Consider the following 18,159-nt stretch of genomic DNA (forward strand, 5'->3'; position numbering starts at 1 on the left):
GGCGAGGTCTTTATCGGATCAGCGGATCCCGAAGCGCCGCATGAACTTCAGCGTCATGAGCGTGCTCTTGAGCTGCTGGGCGTACGGCTGCTTGGCGCGGGCGGCCATCACCTGGATCTTCTGGACGCCGATGTGGACGGTGTCGGTGTACTTGAGCAGGCCGGCGTCACCGTGGCGGGTGCCGATCCCGGACTGCTTCACACCGCCGGACGGAGTGGCCTTGGAGCTGTAGGAAGTGATGAAACCGTCGTTGATGTTGACGTTTCCGGCCTCCAGGCGGGCGCCGATCTCGGTGGCGCGGGCGATGTTCTTGCCCCAGACGCTGGCGTTCAGGCCGTAGTCGGTGTCGTTGGCGAGGCGGATGGCCTCCTCGACGTCGCGGAACTTGTAGATCGAGACGACCGGGCCGAAGGTTTCGGCCTTGGCGTGCACCATGTCCGGGGTGACGCCGGTCAGGACGGTCGGCTGGTAGAAGGCGGGGCCCAGGTCGGGGCGGGGGTAACCGCCGGTGACCACGGTGGCGCCCTTGGCCTTCGCGTCCTCGATGTGCGCGGAGACGCGTTCCATGTGGTCGACCGAGACCAGCGAGCCGAACTCGGGCTCGAAGTCGTAGGCCGCGCCCGCCTTCTTGCCCAGTTCCTCCGCGGCTTCGGTGAATCGGCGCAGGAATTCGTCGTACTTGCTCTCGTGCACGTAGATCCGCTCGATGTGCATGCACGCCTGGCCGGAGTTGCCGTAGACGGCGAACACGGCGCCGGGCACTGTGACGTCGAGGTCGGCGTCGTCGAGGATCAGCATCGGGTTCTTGCCGCCGAGCTCGAGACTGCAGCTGATGACATTGGCACCGGCCTGCGAACCGATGATCCGGCCGGTGGCACTGGATCCGGTGAACATGACGTAGTCGACGTTGTCGATCAGCGTGGGGCCGATGTCGGGGCCGGTACCGCACACGACCTGGACCAGGTCGCGCGGCAGACCCGCCTTGATCAGCAGGTCGACGGCGAACAGCACGCACAGGGCGGTCTTGTTGTCCGGCTTGAGTACGACGCCGTTGCCCGCGATGAACGCCGGCGCCGAGTCCGACAGCGAGATCGCGAACGGGAAGTTCCACGGCGAGATCACCGCGACGACGCCCTTGGGCTTGTGCATCTCGATCGAGGCGTTCACGAACGGGATTCCGCCGGCTCGCTTGATCGGCGCGAGCACGCGCTTGGCGGTCTTGAGGTAGTGGCTGATCACCATCGGGGTGTCGCACGATTCCTCGAACGCCATCCGCCGGGTCTTGCCGGTGCCGATCTGGATCAGGTCGGAGATGATCTCGTGGTTTTCCAGGATCAGGTCGTGGAAGCGCTGGAAGACGGCGAGGCGCTCGCTCAGCGGGGTCGCGGCCCATTTCTTCTGTGCGGTGCGCGCGGTCGCGACCGCGGCGGCCACCTGGTCGGTGCCGGACTGCGGCAATGTGCCGTAGACGGCTCCGGTGTAGACCTCGACGAGATCGACGGTGCCGTTGCCCGTGGCGACGTAGTCGGTCAGCCGGGCGATGAGCTCCGGCGTGATGCGGGACGGCAACGTCGCCGTAGCCCCATCAGTGGTGGCGTCCATCCGGACCTCCTGCCGGCCACCCGGCGGCGGCCACACCACCAAAATAGAACACGTTCTTGTTAGGCGCCATCGTTCGAGGTAACTTCGTCCCGACAGCGCGAAATGACCGTAGGAGTAGGACAACGATGACCGCTACCGCCGGAGCCGACAGCAGTACCGAACCGCACGCCCTCCTGGAACGCCGCGGCGCCACGCTGATCGTCACGATGAACCGCCCCGCGGTCCGCAACGCCCTCTCCGGCGAGATGCTGGAACTGATGGTGCAGGCCTGGGACATGGTCGACAACGACCCCGAGATCCGCAGCTGCATCCTGACCGGCGCCGGTGGCACGTTCTGCGCGGGCGCGGACCTCAAGAACATGAACCGCAACCATCCCGGTAAAGCCATGAACGGCGGCGGTTTCGACCCCACCCGCATCGACGGCCTGCTCAAGGGCCGCCGGCTCACCAAGCCGCTGATCGCCGCGGTCGAGGGTGCCGCCATCGCCGGTGGCACCGAGATCCTGCAGGCCACCGACATCCGCGTCGCCGGCAAGAGCGCGAAATTCGGTGTGTCCGAAGCACGTTGGGGCCTGTTCCCGATGGGCGGCTCGGCGGTCCGGTTGCCGCGTCAGGTCCCCTATACGATCGCCGCCGAAATCCTGCTCACCGGCCGACATCTGTCCGCCACCGAGGCCAAGGAGATCGGCCTGATCGGCCGCGTGGTCGAGGACGGCGAGGCGCTGACCACCGCGCTCGAGCTGGCCGAGATGATCAACAACAACGGCCCGCTGGCCGTACAGGCCATGCTGGCCACCATCCGCGAAACCGAGGGCATGCCGGAGAACGAGGCCTTCGTCATCGAATCCAAGATCGGCGCAAAGGTTTTCGCGAGCAACGACGCGAAGGAGGGCCCGCGCGCCTTCGCCGAGAAGCGCAAGCCCAACTTCGAAGGTCGTTAGAGAGCGGCTTCGATCGCGGCCACCACGGCCGCATCGGTCGGCTCGGTGCGCGGACGGAACCGCGTGATCTTGTCGTCCCGGTCGATCAGGAACTTCTCGAAGTTCCACTGGATGTCTCCGGCCGTGCCCTCGGCGTCAGGGGTCTCGACCAGCTCGCGGTACAGCGGGTCGCGGTCGTCGCCGTTGACGTCGACCTTGGCGAGCAGCGGGAAGTCGACGCCGTAGGTGGTCGCGCAGAACTGCGCGATCTCCTCGGCGGTGCCGGGCTCCTGGCCCATGAACTGGTTGCAGGGCACACCGACGACGGTGAAACCGCGCGGGCCGTACTGCTTCTGCAGTTCGACCAGGCCGGTGTACTGCGGGGTGAGGCCGCACTTGCTGGCCACGTTCACGACCAGCAGCGGCCCGGAACCGGCCAGCTCGGCCAGGGTCGTCGGTTCACCCGAAAGGGTGTGGACGGGGATTTCACGAAGAGTCACCCCGCCGATGGTAGGCCCGGCCCGTGCCCCCCGCTCGGCCCCGGTCCGACGAACCGGACATCGGAAACTTAGACGCCTACACAAAAATTAGAACTTGTTCTACAGTGACCAACAGGACCGACCTGTGGCAGGCGGCACACGAACGCGAGGTAATCAACGATGAGCCAATCCACCAACGAGGCCGACTACGTCGTGGTGGGCGCCGGTAGCGCCGGCGCCATCGCCGCAGCTCGGCTCGCCCAGACGGGCGCCTCGGTCATCCTGCTTGAGGCAGGTCGCGACGACAACACCAAGCTCGTGCAGATCCCCGGCATGATCTCCATGGTCCACACCCTGCCGTTCCTCAAGCACAAGGTCACCTGGGGTCAGTACTCCACCCCGCAGACCGCTGCCGCCAACCGTCGCATCCCGATGACCCACGGCAAGGTGCTCGGCGGTTCGAGCTCGGTCAACGGCATGCTCTTCGTCCGCGGCAACAAGGCCAACTTCGACAGCTGGGCCGCCGAGGGCGCGGAGGGCTGGGACTACCAGAGCATCCTGCCCGCCTACAAGCGCCTGGAGAACTTCGAGGACGGCGCCAGCGAGCTGCGCGGCGCCGGCGGCCCGGTCGAGGTCACCCGCCCGAAGAACCACACCCCGATCTCCGACCTGTTCAACGTCGCGGCCTCGAAGGTGCTGGGCATCCCGCAGATCGCCGACTACAACGGTGAGACGCAGGAGGGTGTCAGCTTCTTCCAGCAGTCGGTGCGCAACGGCCTGCGCTACAGCTCCGCGCAGGCGTACCTGCACGAGACCAAGCCCGCCTCGCTGACGGTCGTCACCGGCGCGCACGCCACCCGCGTGATCATCGAGAACGGCCGGGCCACCGGCGTCGAGATCGCGGAAGGCAAGGGGCGCCGCATCGTTCGCGCCGCCAAGGAGGTCGTGGTCAGCGGTGGCGCGATGGGTTCGCCGCACCTGCTGCTGCTCTCGGGTATCGGCCCGGCCGACCAGCTCCAGAAGCTGGGCCTGACCGTGCACGCGGACCTGCCGGTCGGCCAGAACCTGCACGACCACCTGTTCGTGCCCATGACCTACGTGTCGAAGAAGGCCGTGCACCGCGGTATCCCGACCTACTTCGGCCGCAACCTGGTCAAGGAGCTGCGCAACCCGGGCAGCACCTTCTTCGCCAACACCGTGTTCGAGTCGGTCGCCTTCACCAAGACCTCGTTCGCCGGCGCCATTCCCGACATGCAGATCCACACGCTGCCGTGGAACTACCCGATGCCCAACCAGGACGCGGACAAGATCCACATGGTGAAGCGTTCCGCCGCGCTCACCGTGCTGCCGACGCTGATCTACCCGCACAGCCGCGGTGAGGTGCGCCTGGCCTCGACCGACCCGTTCCAGCAGCCGCTGATCAACCCGGGCTACCTGACCGACTCGCGCGATGTCGAATTCCTCATGGAGGGCATCCGGACCATCCGCGAGATCATGGCCCACCCGTCGATCGCGGGCGACCTGAAGTACGAGCAGGCGCCGGGCGCGGACCTGATGGACGAGGCGGCGCTGCGCAAGGAGCTGCCGAACCGCGTGCACTCGGTCTACCACCAGGTCGGCACCTGCCGGATGGGCAACGACGAGCGTGCGGTCGTCGACCCGCAGCTGCGGGTGCGCGGTATCGAGGGCCTGCGCGTCGCGGACGCCTCGATCATGCCGAGCATCACCGGTGGTAACACCAACGCGCCGAGCCTGATGATCGGCGAGATGGCGGCTCAGCTCATCAACGGCTGATCTTCTTCGGCGATCCGATCCGCGCCCGGGGTGACTCGCGTCACCGTGGGCGCGGATCGATTTGACGGAAATACTTGCACTCAGCAATCGTTGCAGTGTGCACGACGGTACCGCGGCCCCGCCGCCCCGCGCCATGCATCTGGGCGACTTCCAGGTCAGCCCGCGCATGCTCACGATCACCGCGATCGCGATCCCGATCGGCGCGACCGCGGCCCTGGCCGCCGACGGCCTGCTGAAACTCATCGGGCTGATCACGAATCTGGTCTTCTACCAACGTATCCGCACCGACCTGATCGCGCCCGGTGCCGGCGGCCACCCGTGGTGGCTCACCCTCTGCGCGCCCGTCCTGGGCGGGCTGATCATCGGGTTGATGGCCCGCTACGGCTCGGAGAAGATCCGCGGCCACGGCATGCCCGAAGCCATCGAGGCCATCCTGGTCGGAGGTAGCCGCGTCGCACCCCGAGTGGCCCTGCTGAAGCCGGCGTCGGCCGCGATCAGCATCGGCAGCGGCGGCCCGTTCGGCGCCGAGGGCCCGATCATCATGACCGGCGGCGCGATCGGCTCGATCCTGGCCCAGCTGCTGCACCTGTCCGCCGACGAACGCAAGACCCTGCTGGTCGCCGGATCCGCCGCCGGCATGGCGGCCACCTTCGACGCGCCGCTCGCCGCGATCCTGCTGGCGGTCGAACTGCTGCTCTTCGAGTGGCGCCCAAGAAGTTTCGTGCCGGTCGCGGCGGCTGTGGTGACCGGCACCCTGCTGCGCTGGTGGCTACTGGGCAACACCGCGGTGTTCGCGCTGCCCGCACCCCCGACCGCACCCGGCACCGCGAACACCGTGCTCGCCCTCATCCCCGGCGGCATCACCGGCGGACTGCTCGCCATCGCCGTGACCGCGCTGGTCTACTGCGCCGAGGACATGTTCGGGCGGCTGCCCGTGCACTGGATGTGGTGGCCGGCCATCGGCGGACTGATCATCGGCATCGGCGGGCTGATCGAGCCGCGCGCCCTCGGCGTCGGCTACGACGTGATCGACCGGCTACTGACCGGGCACGCCACCGTCGACCTGATCGTCGGCATCCTCGTCGTGAAATCCCTGATCTGGGGATTGTCGCTGGGCTCGGGCACATCCGGCGGCGTCCTCGCCCCGGTGTTCATGATCGGCGCCGCGCTCGGGGCCGCCGAGGGCGGGCTGCTGCCGCATTCCGCACCCGGGTTCTGGGCGCTGTGCGGGCTCGCCGCCGTGGTCGGCGGGGTGATGCGCTCACCGCTCACCGGCATCGTGTTCACCTGCGAATTGACCCAGGCCTGGGCGGATCTGCTGCCGCTGGTGGTGTCCGCGGTCGCCGCGTACGCGGTGTCGGTGCTGTGGCTGAAACGCTCGGTGCTGACCGAGAAGATCGCCCGCCGGCGCCTGCACCTGACCCGCGAATACAGCATCGATCCGCTGGAGACGTCGTTCGCCCACGAGGTGATGACCCCCGGCGACGTGGCCGAGGGGACAGGTCCGCTCGTCCACCCCGACAGCACCTTGCGGGAGGTCGCCGATCTGCTCGCCACCCACGAGCACACCCGCGCGGCGGTCGTCGACCGCGCCGACCCGGACCGGCTGCTGGGCGAGATCACCGTGGCCCAACTGCTCGCCGCCCGCCGCCGCGACGTCCACGAGGACCGCCACCGCGAGCGGCTGCTCGGATTCCGCTCTCGAACAGGCGTTTCCCGGACCACAAGGTCTCGTTAAGCACCTGAAAAGCCGGGCGTCGCATCGTAGTACTCGACACCGGGGCGCGGCACTTCCGACACCGCCCCGGTGACGCCGCCGGCCGGTCGGCCGGGCGCAACGGACTCGAGGGGTGTTCGACCGCGCCCGGCCGACCGGGCGGCGGGGACCGTTGCCCTGCCACGGCGGGGATGGCAGGGCAACGACGACATCTCGAACGGGCGACGAAGTGTCCGGTTTGTGAGCCGCGCCTCCCATCGCACGCGATCTTCGGGAATGATGGTCGGTGAGCACGCCGCCGAGATTGGGGAGCCGCAATGGAAACGGTCGTCACCTTCGTGCTGGCCTGTCTGTTCTATTGGTGGGGTTTGCTGTAGTTCCGCGGGGCGCGGAATAGATCCGCCCACCCCCCGGTTGATACCGTTCGCCGGCGCCGGGACAGCCCCGGGCCTCACCTTCAGTCGCCTAGAGCGACCACTCGCCGAGAGGCGCATGTGCGGCGTCGGCGCGGGTGGGACCCAGTGCCTGCCGCGACACCGCCGGAAAACCCTCCCCGGCGGTGTCACCCCCCGGGGTGATGATGATCACGCATTGCGACGCGATAGCGGTGCGGCCACCGATGGTCTCCGTCCGGGACGATGCGGATATCTATCTGATCGGACCGGTCACGGTCCGGCATTTCATATCGCGAAATACGCCGACCGGCCTTTTACTCGAATCATGGGGTGGTCGAAGGCAGTATTCTCGTTGTTCGTCGCATCGACGCTTGCGCTGGGTATTCCGGCAACCGGTGCGGCACAGGACAATTCCGGCGAAGGGCCGCGCTGCGCGGTGAGTTCGGGCAGAACCGTCGAGACCGCCACACCCGAACAGGAAGGTTTCGATTCGGCCCGGCTGGCCGGCGTGCTCGGCTTCGCGGCATCACGAAACCGGCTGGACGTGCAGATATTCCGGCGCGGCTGCCTCGTCGGGCGGGGGCCGGCCAACGACCGGAACGACGGTATCCCGTGGAATATCTGGAGTGCTACCAAGGCGATAACCTCGCTGGTAGCCGGAATCGCCTCCGACGACGGGAAATTGGATCTGGATGCCCCGATCGGCACATATCTGCCATCGGGTTTCGGCGATGCGGCGCATCGGTCGATCACCGCGCGCAACCTGCTTACCCAAACATCGGGATTGAAAACGTCTGCGACGATGGAGATGCTGACAAGTTTCGGCGCGAGCGATCCGGGTCTGGGCGCCGAAGCAATGGCGGTCCCGATGGTGACCGCCCCCGGATCCACTTTCGCCTACAGCGGGCGGGCCATCGATCTGCTCTCCGCCGTCGTGGAAGCCGCTGTCGGCGAACCGTTTCAGCAATTCGCGCAACGCGAGTTGTTCGATCCGCTGGGTATCCGGCGCTCCGACTACTACTGGGCGCGGGACCGGACCGGCCACACCTACGGCTTCGCGAATCTGCTGATCCCGCCGTCCGACTTCGCCAAGATCGGCCTGCTCCTGGCCGGCGACGGCCGCTGGGGCGACCGGCAGGTCATCTCCGCTGAGTATCTGCACCAGGCGCTTTCGCCGACCGGGACCAACCACTGCTACGGCTACCTGTTCTGGGTGGGCCCCGGCTGCGCCGAGCTTCCCCTGTTCCTGCCGGCCGACAGCTACACCATCTCCGGGTTCAATCTGCAGAACGTCTTCGTCGTCCCCGATCTGGACCTGGTGGTGATGTGGACCGGCAACGGCGGCACGCTCTGGGACGAGGAGCTGCCGTGGGAGTTCTTCCGCCGCCTGTACTCCGCCTTCGATCCGCCACTGCCCGACCCCGGCCCCTACATCGACACCACCAACCCGCTGGACAACCTGCAGGGCATCTCGAACGACTTCGATTTCGCGATGCTCGCCGGTGCGCTCGGCTTCGGCCCCGACGCCTATCCCGGCTGCAGCATGGTGGACTGCCTGGGGCAGCCCATGGTCGCGCCGTTCACCGATGCCCCGCCCGGCTGCTTCCTGGCGATCTGTCTCGGCGACGACCCCCGCACTCCGGGGATCCGCTGACCCACGGACCTCGGGCGAGCGCCGGTGGGCAGCGCTCGCCCGAGCCCGGCGGTCAGTTCCCGCGGAGACCGGCCAGCCGGGCGGTGTCCATGTAGTCGCGGAACAGGACCACCCGGCCGTCCCGGATGCGAATCACATTGAGCGAACCGCGGAACTGGACCCGCTCACCGCCGGCCGGTGTGATGTCGACGTCGTTCTCGACCACCACCACCTCGGGGTCGGTGGTCTCGTAGATCTCCTGACGCATGCCGTGGACCTGAATGTCCTGGATGGGTCCGGACCAGCGCTCGGCCAGATGCTCCCGGATGGCGGCACGGCCCTCGAGGCGCTGCGGCATGCCCGGCACCGTGAACGGGATCTCGAAGACCGCGTCCTCGGCGAAATGGGCCAGGAAGGCGTCGGCATCACGGGAAGGCAGGCCACCGAAGAGATGTTCGACCAGTTCGCGGGGCGTGCGGACGGAATTTTGGGTCATGGGTTCACCTTTCGACAAACGGAACCATTGCCCCGCTTATGATCCGGAACGTACGCCCCGTTTGTCAACCGTGTCGATAGAATCGACCCGTGTCAGCTCTGGACTCCCCCAATACACCGCGCCCGCTGCGCGCCGACGCCCGTCGCAATCGCGAACGCGTCCTGGCGGCCGCCCGCGAAGCCTTTGCCGCCGAAGGGATCTCGGTGCCACTGGACGAGATCGCCCGCCGCGCCGGAGTCGGGCCCGGCACCGTCTACCGGCACTTCCCGACCAAGGAAGCGCTCTTCCACGCGGCGATCCTCGACAATATGGAACGGACGATCGCGCGGGCCCGGGAGCTGAGCGCGGCCGCCGACCCCGGATCGGCCTTCTTCGAATTCCTCGGCGGACTCCTTGCCGAGAGCACCGTCAAACGGGATCTCGCCGATGCCGTCGGCGGCAACCTGTCGGCCCAGAGCGGCGCCGATGCGGCCCACGGCCAGCTGTCACCCGAATTCGTCGCACCCCAGAAGACTTTGGTCGCACTGATCGGCTCCCTGCTGCATCGCGCACAGGACTGCGGGGCGGTCCGGCCCGACCTGGCCGTCGACGATCTCATGCTCGTCCTGAAGGGGGCGTTCATGGCGACGGCCCAGGCGGCCGGCGACGAGCAACGCCGCCGGGCCTTCGCGGTGATCCTGGACGGGCTGCGCGCCCGCTAGCCGACGGTCAGGACGAACTTGCCGCGCGCCGAACGGTCTTCGAACGCGGCGAAGGCCGTGGCGGTCTCGGTCCAGTCTCGGACGAGGCCGATCAGGGGACGCAGCCGGCCGTCGGACACCAGCGCGACCAGGATCGCCAGGTCCTCGCCCAACGTCTCCTCTGGGACAGGGCTGATGAAGCCGACCAAATGGGCGTTCCAGCCCTGCGCGTAGCCGAAGAAGTCGGCGAGCGTGATCTCGGCGCCTCGGCGACTCGGATTGCCGTACCAAGCGATGTGCCCGCCCGCGGCGACCCGGCGGATCGCCTGCGGCAGCACGGGACCACCGACCCCCTCGAGGACCAGGTGGAACGGGCCCAGGGTGTCGCCGTCCAGAGTGGTGACCACCCGGTGCGCGCCCAGCGCCCGCGCCTCCTCGACCCGGGCCGGGCCGCTCACCAGTGCGGTCACCGTCGCACCGGCGGCGACCGCGAGCTGTACCGCGAACTGGCCGACACCACCGGTCGCGCCGGTCACCAGCACCTGCCGGCCGAGCACCGCGCCACCGACCCGCAGCGCGCGCAACGCTGTGATACCCGCGATCGGTAGCGCGGCGGCCTGTTCGAACGAGACGTTGTCGGGCAGCACGGCGATCCTGCGGACCGGGACCGCGATCCGTTCGGCCCAGCCCTCCCAATCCAGGTAGCAGACCACCCGCGCACCGACGGCCGGACCGGTCCCGTCCGCGGCGGCCCGCACCACCAGACCCGACACATCCTGACCGGGGCGCCAGCCGTCCGGACGGCGGGCGATCAGATTCCGCTCGTCGGAATTGAGCGCGTACGCCCGGACCGCGACAACCGCCTCGTCGGCCGCCGGAACCGGTTCCGGCAGATCGTCGGCCAGCCGCAGACCGGCCGCGCCCGCCGGATCGGTGATGAAACCACGCATGTCTCAGTTGCAGGAACCGGTGCCGGCCTTGCGGATTCCCGCCACGGCGTCGTCCTGCTGCTGCTTGGTCATGGCGCCCCAACCCGGGCCGGCCTTCAGACCGGCGATGACCTTCTCCGGATCCTTCGACGCCGCAGGCGTATTGGGGTCGGAGAAGATCGGCAGCATCGCCTGGCATTCCTTCTGATAGATGGCGGACTTGGGGTCGCCACCACCCGAGTTCGACGGCCCCGACGAGGACTTCGAGTCGTTGCAGCCCGCGAGCAGTACAACCGAGGCCGCGATCGTGAGCGGAATACCGACGCGCTTGACCAGTGATGTCATCTATGAAACCCGTTCTCGCAACGGGAGTGGCGAGTCCCCTCCCGCCTGCGGCACGTTAGCCCCTTCCCAGGAGTGGGAAGGGGTGCCGAGCGGCTCCGAATGCTCGCATCGAGCACTCGGAGCGCACGGCCCGGCTGGTCAGAGCGCCCGGAGCCGGGGTGCCAGATCGCGGGCGAACTGGTCCAGGAAGCGACGCTGGTCGTGACCGGGAGCGTGGAAGACGAGGTGGTTCAGGCCCGCGTCGACGTACTGCTTGATCTGCTCGACCGCGTCGTCGGGGTCGCTGGCGACGATCCAGCGCTTGGCGACCTGCTCGATCGGGAGGGCGTCGGCGGCGGCCTCCATCTCGATCGGGTCGGTGATGTCGTGCTTCTGCTCGGCCGACAGCGACAGCGGCGCCCAGAAGCGCGTGTTCTGCAGGGCCAGTTCGGGATCGGTGTCATAGGACAGCTTGATCTCGATCATGCGGTCGATATCGGACAGGCTGCGGCCAGCCTTCTCGGCCCCCTCGGCCACGGCCGGCATCAGCTTCTCGGTGTAGAGGTCCATGCCCTTGCCCGAGGTGCAGATGAAACCGTCACCGGCGCGGCCCGCGTAGCGGGCGACCACCGGGCCGCCGGCCGCGATGTAGACCGGCACCCCGCCCTTGGGCACGTCGTAGATCGAGGCGCCGACGGTGTGGTAGTACTGCCCGTCGAAATCGGTGCGCTCACCGGTCCACAGCGCGCGCATCAGGTCGACCGCCTCGCGCAGCCGGGCGAAACGCTCCTTGAATTCCGGCCACTCGCCCCGGAATCCGGTGGCGATCTCGTTGAGCGCCTCACCGGTGCCGACCCCGAGCATGATCCGGCCCGGGTAGAGCAGGCCCATGGTGGCGAACGCCTGCGCGATCACCGCGGGGTTGTAGCGGAAGGTCGGCGTCAGCACCGAGGTACCGAGCTGAATCCGCTTCGTCCGCTCGCCGACCGCGGTCATCCACGCCAGCGAGAACGGGGCGTGCCCGCCCTCGTGCCGCCACGGCTGGAAATGGTCGCTCACGGTGGCGCTGTCGAGGCCGTGCTCCTCGGCCGCGACACCGAGCTCCACCAGCTCACGCGGGCCGAACTGCTCCGCAGATGCCTTGTACCCGAGCTTGAGTCCACTCACGGGCCACTCCTGTTCCCTGGACGTGCGACGTCACGACGCACACACCACATTCCGGATATTTGACGGCTCTCCAGCGACATTAGGCGACGCCGCACCGGACGTCACCGCCGCCACCACAGCCGCACACCCGACGCTTCGATCGATGGCGCACACTGGTGGCGTGGATGACAACGAACCGATCCTGTCGTATCTGACCGATATGGACGGGGTGCTGGTGCACGAGGATCACCTGATCCCAGGCGCCGACAAGTTCCTGTCCGAGCTGCAGACCAACGGCATCCCGTACCTGGTGCTGACCAACAACTCCATCCGTACGCCGCGCGACCTGCAGGCCCGCCTGCGGCACACCGGGCTGGACATCCCGGAGGAATGCATCTGGACCTCCGCCCTGGCCACCGCGACCTTCCTCGACGACCAGCGTCCCGGCGGCACCGCCTACGTGGTCGGCGAGTCCGGCCTCACCACCGCCCTGCACGACATCGGGTACGTCCTCACCGACAGCGACCCCGACTATGTGGTCCTCGGCGAGACCCGCACCTATTCGTTCGAGGCCATCACCACCGCGATCCGCCTGGTCGACCGGGGTGCCCGCTTCATCGCCACCAACCCCGACCCGACCGGCCCGTCCCGCGCCGGTCTGCTCCCGGCCACCGGCTCGGTGGCCGCCCTCATCACCCGCGCGACCGGGCGTGAGCCCTACTACGTCGGCAAACCCAACCCACTCATGATGCGGTCGGCCCTGCGCCGCATCGGCGCCCACTCCCAATCCACGCTGATGATCGGCGACCGAATGGACACCGACGTCATCGCCGGCCTGGAGGCGGGCATGCGCACCATCCTGGTCACCTCCGGCATCTCCACCCGCGAATCGGTCGAGAACTACCCCTACCGGCCGACGCGCGTCATCGACTCGGTGGCCGACCTGGTCGGCCACGTCGGCGACCCGTTCGGGGCCTGACCCCGGAAACAGCGAAGCCCCGGACGGATCGTCCGGGGCCTCTGCTGTCAATTCCGTTATCCCAGAGCCTGTTCCAGGTCGCCGATCAGGTCCTCGAGGTCCTCGAGGCCGACCGACAGCCGCAGCACACCGTCGGTGATGCCGACGGCCGCACGGCCTTCCGGGCCCATCGCGCGATGCGTGGTGGTGGCGTTGTGGGTGATCAGGGACTTGGCGTCACCCAGGTTGTTGGAGATGTCGATGATCCGCAGCCGGTTGAGCACCTCGAAGGCACGCTTCTTGGCTTCGCCCTCGGGCGCGTCCAGCTCGAAGGTGACCACGGTGCCGCCGCCGGACATCTGCGCGCGGGCCAGGTCGTACTGCGGGTGCGACGGCAGGAACGGGTACTTCACCCAGGACACGTCGGGGTGCCGTTCCAGGAATTCCGCGATGCGCAGCGCCGACTCCACGGACTGGCGGACCCGCAGCGGCATGGTCTCCAGGCCCTTCAGCAGCGTCCACGCGTTGAACGGGCTCAGCGAGGGGCCGGTGTGGCGCATGAGGTTTTTGACCGGGCCGTCGATGAATTCCTTCGTGCCCAGGATCGCGCCGCCGAGCACCCGGCCCTGACCGTCGATGTGCTTGGTGCCCGAGTAGACCACCACATCGGCGCCCAGCGGCAGGCTGCGCTGCAGCAGCGGGGTCGCGAACACGTTGTCCAGCACCACGCTCGCGCCGGCCGCGTGCGCCAGCTCGGACACCTTGCGCACGTCCACCAGCGTCTGCATCGGGTTGGACGGGGTCTCGAAGAACACCGCCTGGGTGGGCTGCGACAGGGCCGCCTCCCACTGGTCGAGGTCCTCACCGTCGACAAAGACCGTCTCCACCCCGAACCGGGGCAGGATCTCGTTGCAGACCACGAAACAGGAACCGAACAGGCTGCGCGCGGCGACCAGCCGGTCACCGTTGCCGACCAGCGCGGCCAGCGCCGTGAACACCGCCGACATGCCGGACGCGGTCGCGTAGCAGGCCTCGGCACCCTCGATCAGCCGCATCCGCTCCTCGAACATGGCGACCGTCGGGTTGCCGTAGCGCGAGTACACGAAGTGCTCGACGTCGCCGGTGAACGCGGCCTCCGCGGCCTCGGCACTCTCGTAGACGAAACCCGAGTTGAGGAACAGCGCCTCCGACGTCTCCTCGAAACCCGAACGGCGGGTACCGCCGCGGACACCCAAGGTGGCCGGGCCGACGCCTTCGGGCAGCGGCCGCTCGAACGATCCACCGGTGATCACGATGCACAACTCCTGTCGCTACAGCGGGTCCTCGTCACGACTGCCGCCACGGCAGTCCACGCGCCCGCCACCCGGCCCCGCCGCGATGCCCGTCGGCGTCGAGGGGGCCTTCGAAACCCTCGGTCACGTTGTAGGCGGGACCGAAGCCCGCCTCGGTGGCCACCACGGCCGCGGCGATCGACCGCTGCCCGGAACGACAGATGAAGATCACCGGGGCTTCCGGATCCTGTTCGGCCAGAACGCGTCCGAGCTGTTCCACGAACTGCGGGTTGCGGGCACCGGCCAGGTCGACCCACTCGATCAGGGCCGTGGGCCGCTCGATCGGGCTGGTGTCGGGCACACCGACGAACCGCCATTCGGCCTCGGTGCGCACGTCCACCAGGACCGCGTCCGGATGTTCGCGCAACAGATCCCACGCCTGGGCAGGATCGATATCGCCCGCGTAACTCATGAGTGATTCCTCCTCGAAATCCGTACTTGCCGCACCGAACTCCAGCTGCGGCCCGGTCGTCACCCGGAGCACCCCACTACGGAAGAGGGTTGCCGACCAGCGAGCCGGGGCTTGATGCTGGTACTCATGACCGTGATTTGAGGGTGCCCGGTCCCGGCTCCGGTGTCAAACCTCTGCTCGCCCGCAGGTCAGTTGCCGTCGCACACCTTCCAGGCGCTGCCCTGCCGGACCAGGTTCCAGACGCCGGTGCTGGGCTGACCGCCCTCGACCTTGCTGGTCACGGTGGCCTTACCGCGGTCACCGTCGATGTTCGGATCGGTCACCGAGACGATCTCCACCCGCTTGCCGGTGTCGGCGCCCAGCGGTGAGCGGGTAGCGTCGAATCCGGTACACGTGTTGGCCGCCAGCTGACCGGAATCGGAATCCGATTGCGCCAGAGCGAAATTGCGGACGGCGTCGGCGATGCGGTCGGCCTGGGTGACATTGCGGTCGGCCGGGCGCAGCGCGCCGGCCACGAAGATCCCGATCAGCACCAGCACCGCGACGACGGCGGCGGCGATGAACGGGGTCGCCGACCGGGTGTCGGCCTGGTCGACCACCAGGTCGGGCTCCGGGTCGGCCGGGGTGTTCGCGGCGGGATCGGACTCACTCATACCCGCTATCATCCCCACCCACCTGGTGTGTCACGGATCACCCCCGGACGTCGCGGGTTCCGCGTCGACAGCAGGGTCGGCACCACCTGGCGAAGTCCGCGCACGGCACCCGATAGAATCGGGGGTGAGACCGGCCTCGGCCGGGACCCCGGGCTCGCCCACCGTACGTCGACTTAGCCTGTGCTAAGCATGATGGCTGAGACCTAGACGACCGAGTTTTCGACCAGAGGGTGCGCATAAGAATGACCGAAACCAGTGCAGCGACCCGCCCGTTGCGTATCGCCATCGTCGGTGCCGGTCCGGCCGGCATCTATGCCGCCGACGCGCTGATGAAGTCCGACGCGCAGGTGTCGATCGACCTTTACGAGCGCATGCCGGCCCCCTTCGGGCTGATCCGCTACGGCGTCGCGCCCGACCACCCGCGCATCAAGGGCATCATCACCGCCCTGCACAAGGTCCTCGACAAGCCCGAGGTCCGCCTGCTCGGCAACATCGACTACGGCAGTGACATCGATCTCGAGGAGCTGCGCCGCTTCTACGACGCGGTCATCTTCTCCACCGGCGCCAACGCCGACCGCGCCCTGGGTGTGCCCGGGATCGACCTCGACGGTTCCTACGGTGCCGCGGACTTCGTGTCCTGGTACGACGGCCACCCCGACGTGCCGCGCACCTGGCCGCTGGACGCGGAGAAGGTCGCCGTCCTCGGTGTCGGCAACGTTGCGCTGGACGTCGCCCGCGTGCTGGCCAAGACCGGCGACGAACTGCTGCCGACCGAGATCCCGCCGAACGTCTACGAGGGTCTCAAGGCCAACAAGGCCGTCGAGGTGCACGTGTTCGGCCGCCGCGGTCCCGCGCAGGCCAAGTTCACCCCGCTCGAGCTGCGTGAACTCGATCACTCCCCGAACATCGAGGTCATCGTCAACCCCGAGGACATCGACTACGACGAGGGTTCGGAGGCCGCGCGCCGCCACTCCAAGCAGGTCGACATGGTCTGCAACACCCTCGAGCAGTGGGCGATCCGCGATGTGGGCAACCGCCCGCACAAGCTGTTCCTGCACTTCTTCGAGAGCCCGGCCGAGGTCATCGGCGCCGACGGCAAGGTCTCGGGCCTGCGCACCGAGCGCACCCAGCTCGACGGCACCGGCAACGTCAAGGGCACCGGCGAGTACACCGACTGGGACGTGCAGGCCGTCTACCGGGCCGTCGGCTACCTGTCGCAGAACATCCCGCTGCTGCCGTTCGACGACCAGGCCGGCACCGTGCCCAACGAGGCCGGTCGCGTGATCGCCGACGAGAACGCCGACGGCGCCGCCCGGTTCATGCCCGCCACCTACGTGACCGGCTGGATCAAGCGCGGCCCGGTCGGCCTGATCGGTCACACCAAGGGCGACGCCAACGAGACCATCGCCTGCCTGCTCGACGACGCGCCCGGGTTCACCCCGGCCGCCGAGCCGGACCCGGAGGCGGTCACCGCGTTCCTGGAGGCCAAGGGCATCCCGTTCACCACCTGGGCCGGCTGGTACCGCCTGGACGCCCACGAGCGCGCGCTCGGCGAGCCGCAGGGCCGGGAGCGGGTCAAGGTCGTCGAGCGCGAGGACATGCTCGCGGCCAGCGAACCGCACAAGATCTAGAACCATCGCTCGCAGAAACGGGCCGGAAACTCTTCCGGCCCGTTTTCGTCACCCCGCAAAGGCATGATGATCACGTGTTCGACGCACATGTGCACATCATCGATCCGCGGTTCCCGCTGATCGAGAACGAAGGCTTCATCCCTGCGGCGTTCACCATCGCCGACTACCGGGAACGGATGCGAGCGTTCGAGGTTCAGGGCGGCGCCGTGGTCAGTGCCTCGTTCCAGGGCTACGACACCGAGTTCCTGCGTACCGCGATCGCGGAGCTGGGTCCCGGCTGGGTGGGTGTGGTGAACCTGCCGCACGACACCACCGACGAGGACATCGCGGAACTGGACCGCGCCGGGGTCCGCGCGCTGCGGTTCAACCTGAAGCGGGCGGCCGGCGACATCGCCGAGCTGACCATGCAGGCGGTGCGGGCCTACGAGGTGGCCGGCTGGCACGTGGAGCTCTACATCGACGGTTCGATGCTGGCCTCCCTGGAACCGGTGATCACCAAGCTGCCCGCCCTGACGGTGGACCATCTCGGCATGTCCGACGACTGCCTGCCCTATCTGCTGGATCTGGTGGATCGCGGTGCCCGGGTGAAGGCGTCCGGCTTCGGCCGGGTGTCGATGAACATTCCGGCGACGCTGCGCCGCATCCACGCGATCAACCCGGAAGCGCTGATGTTCGGTTCGGATCTGCCGGGCACGCGGGCGGGCCGGCCGTTCCGGGACGAGGACGTGCGCCTGATCGCGGACGCGCTCGGTACCGACCTGTATCGGGTGTTCGAGGACAACGCGCGGGCCTGCTATCGGCTGCCGGCCCGGGATCGGGGTGCCGATCCGGCGCCGACCCAGCCGTTGCCGCAGATCGAGCGGAAGGACCCGCCGACGCTGCGGCTGAACACGGCGGATCTGCAGCTCGATACCGACGAGCTGCCCGCGACGCCGTGGAAGCCGCGGTCGATTCACAAGTGGCACAGGTGATTACATAGCGCCGCGTACTCACGGGTAGGGGTGGCGCCCGAGTTGTCGCAATACGGCTGACATACTCGCCGATACAGTTGACATACAG

At 68.2% G+C, this 18,159-nt stretch carries 17 protein-coding genes and 1 riboswitch; of the genes, 8 read left to right on the forward strand and 9 right to left on the reverse strand.

The window, feature by feature from the left end; translation table 11 throughout:
* Positions 1-18: 18 nt before the first annotated feature.
* On the reverse strand, positions 19-1,602 hold the full coding sequence (locus tag EBN03_RS26725; protein ID WP_122190935.1) for a succinic semialdehyde dehydrogenase: 1,584 nt from the start codon (positions 1,600-1,602) through the stop codon (positions 19-21).
* Between the two features lie 125 nt (positions 1,603-1,727).
* Here EBN03_RS26725 and EBN03_RS26730 point away from each other — a divergent pair, with 125 nt between their 5' ends.
* Positions 1,728-2,543: a crotonase/enoyl-CoA hydratase family protein gene (locus tag EBN03_RS26730; protein WP_122190889.1), complete on the forward strand. Its 816-nt coding sequence runs from the start codon at positions 1,728-1,730 to the stop codon at positions 2,541-2,543.
* Here EBN03_RS26730 and EBN03_RS26735 read toward each other — a convergent pair.
* Positions 2,540-3,022, reverse strand: coding sequence for a glutathione peroxidase (locus EBN03_RS26735; RefSeq protein WP_122190890.1), 483 nt, complete (start codon positions 3,020-3,022; stop codon positions 2,540-2,542). The genes EBN03_RS26730 and EBN03_RS26735 overlap by 4 nt on opposite strands.
* Before the next feature lie 159 nt (positions 3,023-3,181).
* Between EBN03_RS26735 and EBN03_RS26740 the strand changes: the two genes are divergently transcribed.
* The 3 genes from EBN03_RS26740 to EBN03_RS26750 all read left to right on the forward strand — a co-directional run bounded on the left by EBN03_RS26740 (position 3,182) and on the right by EBN03_RS26750 (position 8,561).
* Positions 3,182-4,795 carry a GMC family oxidoreductase gene (locus EBN03_RS26740; RefSeq protein WP_122190891.1) on the forward strand — a complete coding sequence of 538 codons (1,614 nt, stop codon included), beginning with the start codon at positions 3,182-3,184 and terminating at the stop codon, positions 4,793-4,795.
* Between the two features lie 97 nt (positions 4,796-4,892).
* On the forward strand, positions 4,893-6,533 hold the full coding sequence (locus EBN03_RS26745; RefSeq protein ID WP_233608660.1) for a chloride channel protein: 1,641 nt from the start codon (positions 4,893-4,895) through the stop codon (positions 6,531-6,533).
* 699 nt (positions 6,534-7,232) lie between these two features.
* Positions 7,233-8,561 carry a serine hydrolase domain-containing protein gene (locus EBN03_RS26750; protein ID WP_122190892.1) on the forward strand — a complete coding sequence of 443 codons (1,329 nt, stop codon included), beginning with the start codon at positions 7,233-7,235 and terminating at the stop codon, positions 8,559-8,561.
* Between the two features lie 52 nt (positions 8,562-8,613).
* Here EBN03_RS26750 and EBN03_RS26755 read toward each other — a convergent pair whose 3' ends face one another.
* On the reverse strand, positions 8,614-9,036 hold the full coding sequence (locus EBN03_RS26755) for a nuclear transport factor 2 family protein (protein ID WP_122190893.1): 423 nt from the start codon (positions 9,034-9,036) through the stop codon (positions 8,614-8,616).
* A gap of 89 nt (positions 9,037-9,125) precedes the next feature.
* Here EBN03_RS26755 and EBN03_RS26760 point away from each other — a divergent pair, with 89 nt between their 5' ends.
* Entirely contained in the window at positions 9,126-9,737 is a 612-nt protein-coding gene (locus EBN03_RS26760; protein ID WP_233608661.1) for a TetR/AcrR family transcriptional regulator, read from the forward strand.
* On the opposite strand, the gene EBN03_RS26765 is transcribed toward EBN03_RS26760, so the two are convergent.
* From EBN03_RS26765 to fgd, 3 genes are all read right to left on the reverse strand, one after another.
* Positions 9,734-10,666: a zinc-binding dehydrogenase gene (locus EBN03_RS26765; RefSeq protein ID WP_122190894.1), complete on the reverse strand. Its 933-nt coding sequence runs from the start codon at positions 10,664-10,666 to the stop codon at positions 9,734-9,736. The two genes, EBN03_RS26760 and EBN03_RS26765, sit on opposite strands and share 4 nt — an antisense overlap.
* A gap of 3 nt (positions 10,667-10,669) precedes the next feature.
* Positions 10,670-10,990: a hypothetical protein gene (locus tag EBN03_RS26770; protein ID WP_122190895.1), complete on the reverse strand. Its 321-nt coding sequence runs from the start codon at positions 10,988-10,990 to the stop codon at positions 10,670-10,672.
* Between the two features lie 138 nt (positions 10,991-11,128).
* Positions 11,129-12,136, reverse strand: coding sequence for a glucose-6-phosphate dehydrogenase (coenzyme-F420) (gene fgd, locus EBN03_RS26775; protein WP_122190896.1), 1,008 nt, complete (start codon positions 12,134-12,136; stop codon positions 11,129-11,131).
* Between the two features lie 142 nt (positions 12,137-12,278).
* Between fgd and EBN03_RS26780 the strand changes: the two genes are divergently transcribed.
* A complete protein-coding gene (locus EBN03_RS26780; protein WP_122190897.1) occupies positions 12,279-13,094 on the forward strand; it encodes an HAD-IIA family hydrolase in 816 nt (271 codons plus the stop codon).
* Positions 13,095-13,150: 56 nt separating this feature from the next.
* Here EBN03_RS26780 and EBN03_RS26785 read toward each other — a convergent pair whose 3' ends face one another.
* From EBN03_RS26785 to EBN03_RS26795, 3 genes are all read right to left on the reverse strand, one after another.
* Positions 13,151-14,365, reverse strand: a complete 1,215-nt coding sequence (locus EBN03_RS26785; RefSeq protein WP_122190898.1) for an O-succinylhomoserine sulfhydrylase — start codon at positions 14,363-14,365, stop codon at positions 13,151-13,153.
* Between the two features lie 34 nt (positions 14,366-14,399).
* A complete protein-coding gene (locus EBN03_RS26790) occupies positions 14,400-14,816 on the reverse strand; it encodes a rhodanese-like domain-containing protein (protein WP_122190938.1) in 417 nt (138 codons plus the stop codon).
* A gap of 17 nt (positions 14,817-14,833) precedes the next feature.
* Positions 14,834-14,948, reverse strand: a riboswitch (SAM riboswitch).
* A 56-nt stretch (positions 14,949-15,004) separates the two neighbouring features.
* Positions 15,005-15,469: an Rv0361 family membrane protein gene (locus tag EBN03_RS26795; protein WP_122190899.1), complete on the reverse strand. Its 465-nt coding sequence runs from the start codon at positions 15,467-15,469 to the stop codon at positions 15,005-15,007.
* 242 nt (positions 15,470-15,711) lie between these two features.
* Here EBN03_RS26795 and EBN03_RS26800 point away from each other — a divergent pair, with 242 nt between their 5' ends.
* Together EBN03_RS26800 and EBN03_RS26805 are read left to right on the forward strand one after the other, a co-directional pair.
* Complete coding sequence (locus EBN03_RS26800; RefSeq protein WP_122190900.1) at positions 15,712-17,100, forward strand: FAD-dependent oxidoreductase; 1,389 nt, start codon at positions 15,712-15,714, stop codon at positions 17,098-17,100.
* A gap of 74 nt (positions 17,101-17,174) precedes the next feature.
* Entirely contained in the window at positions 17,175-18,071 is an 897-nt protein-coding gene (locus EBN03_RS26805; protein ID WP_233608662.1) for an amidohydrolase family protein, read from the forward strand.
* Positions 18,072-18,159 lie beyond the last annotated feature (88 nt).

The sequence above is a fragment of the Nocardia stercoris genome (assembly GCF_003696265.1).
Lineage (GTDB): Bacteria > Actinomycetota > Actinomycetes > Mycobacteriales > Mycobacteriaceae > Nocardia > Nocardia stercoris.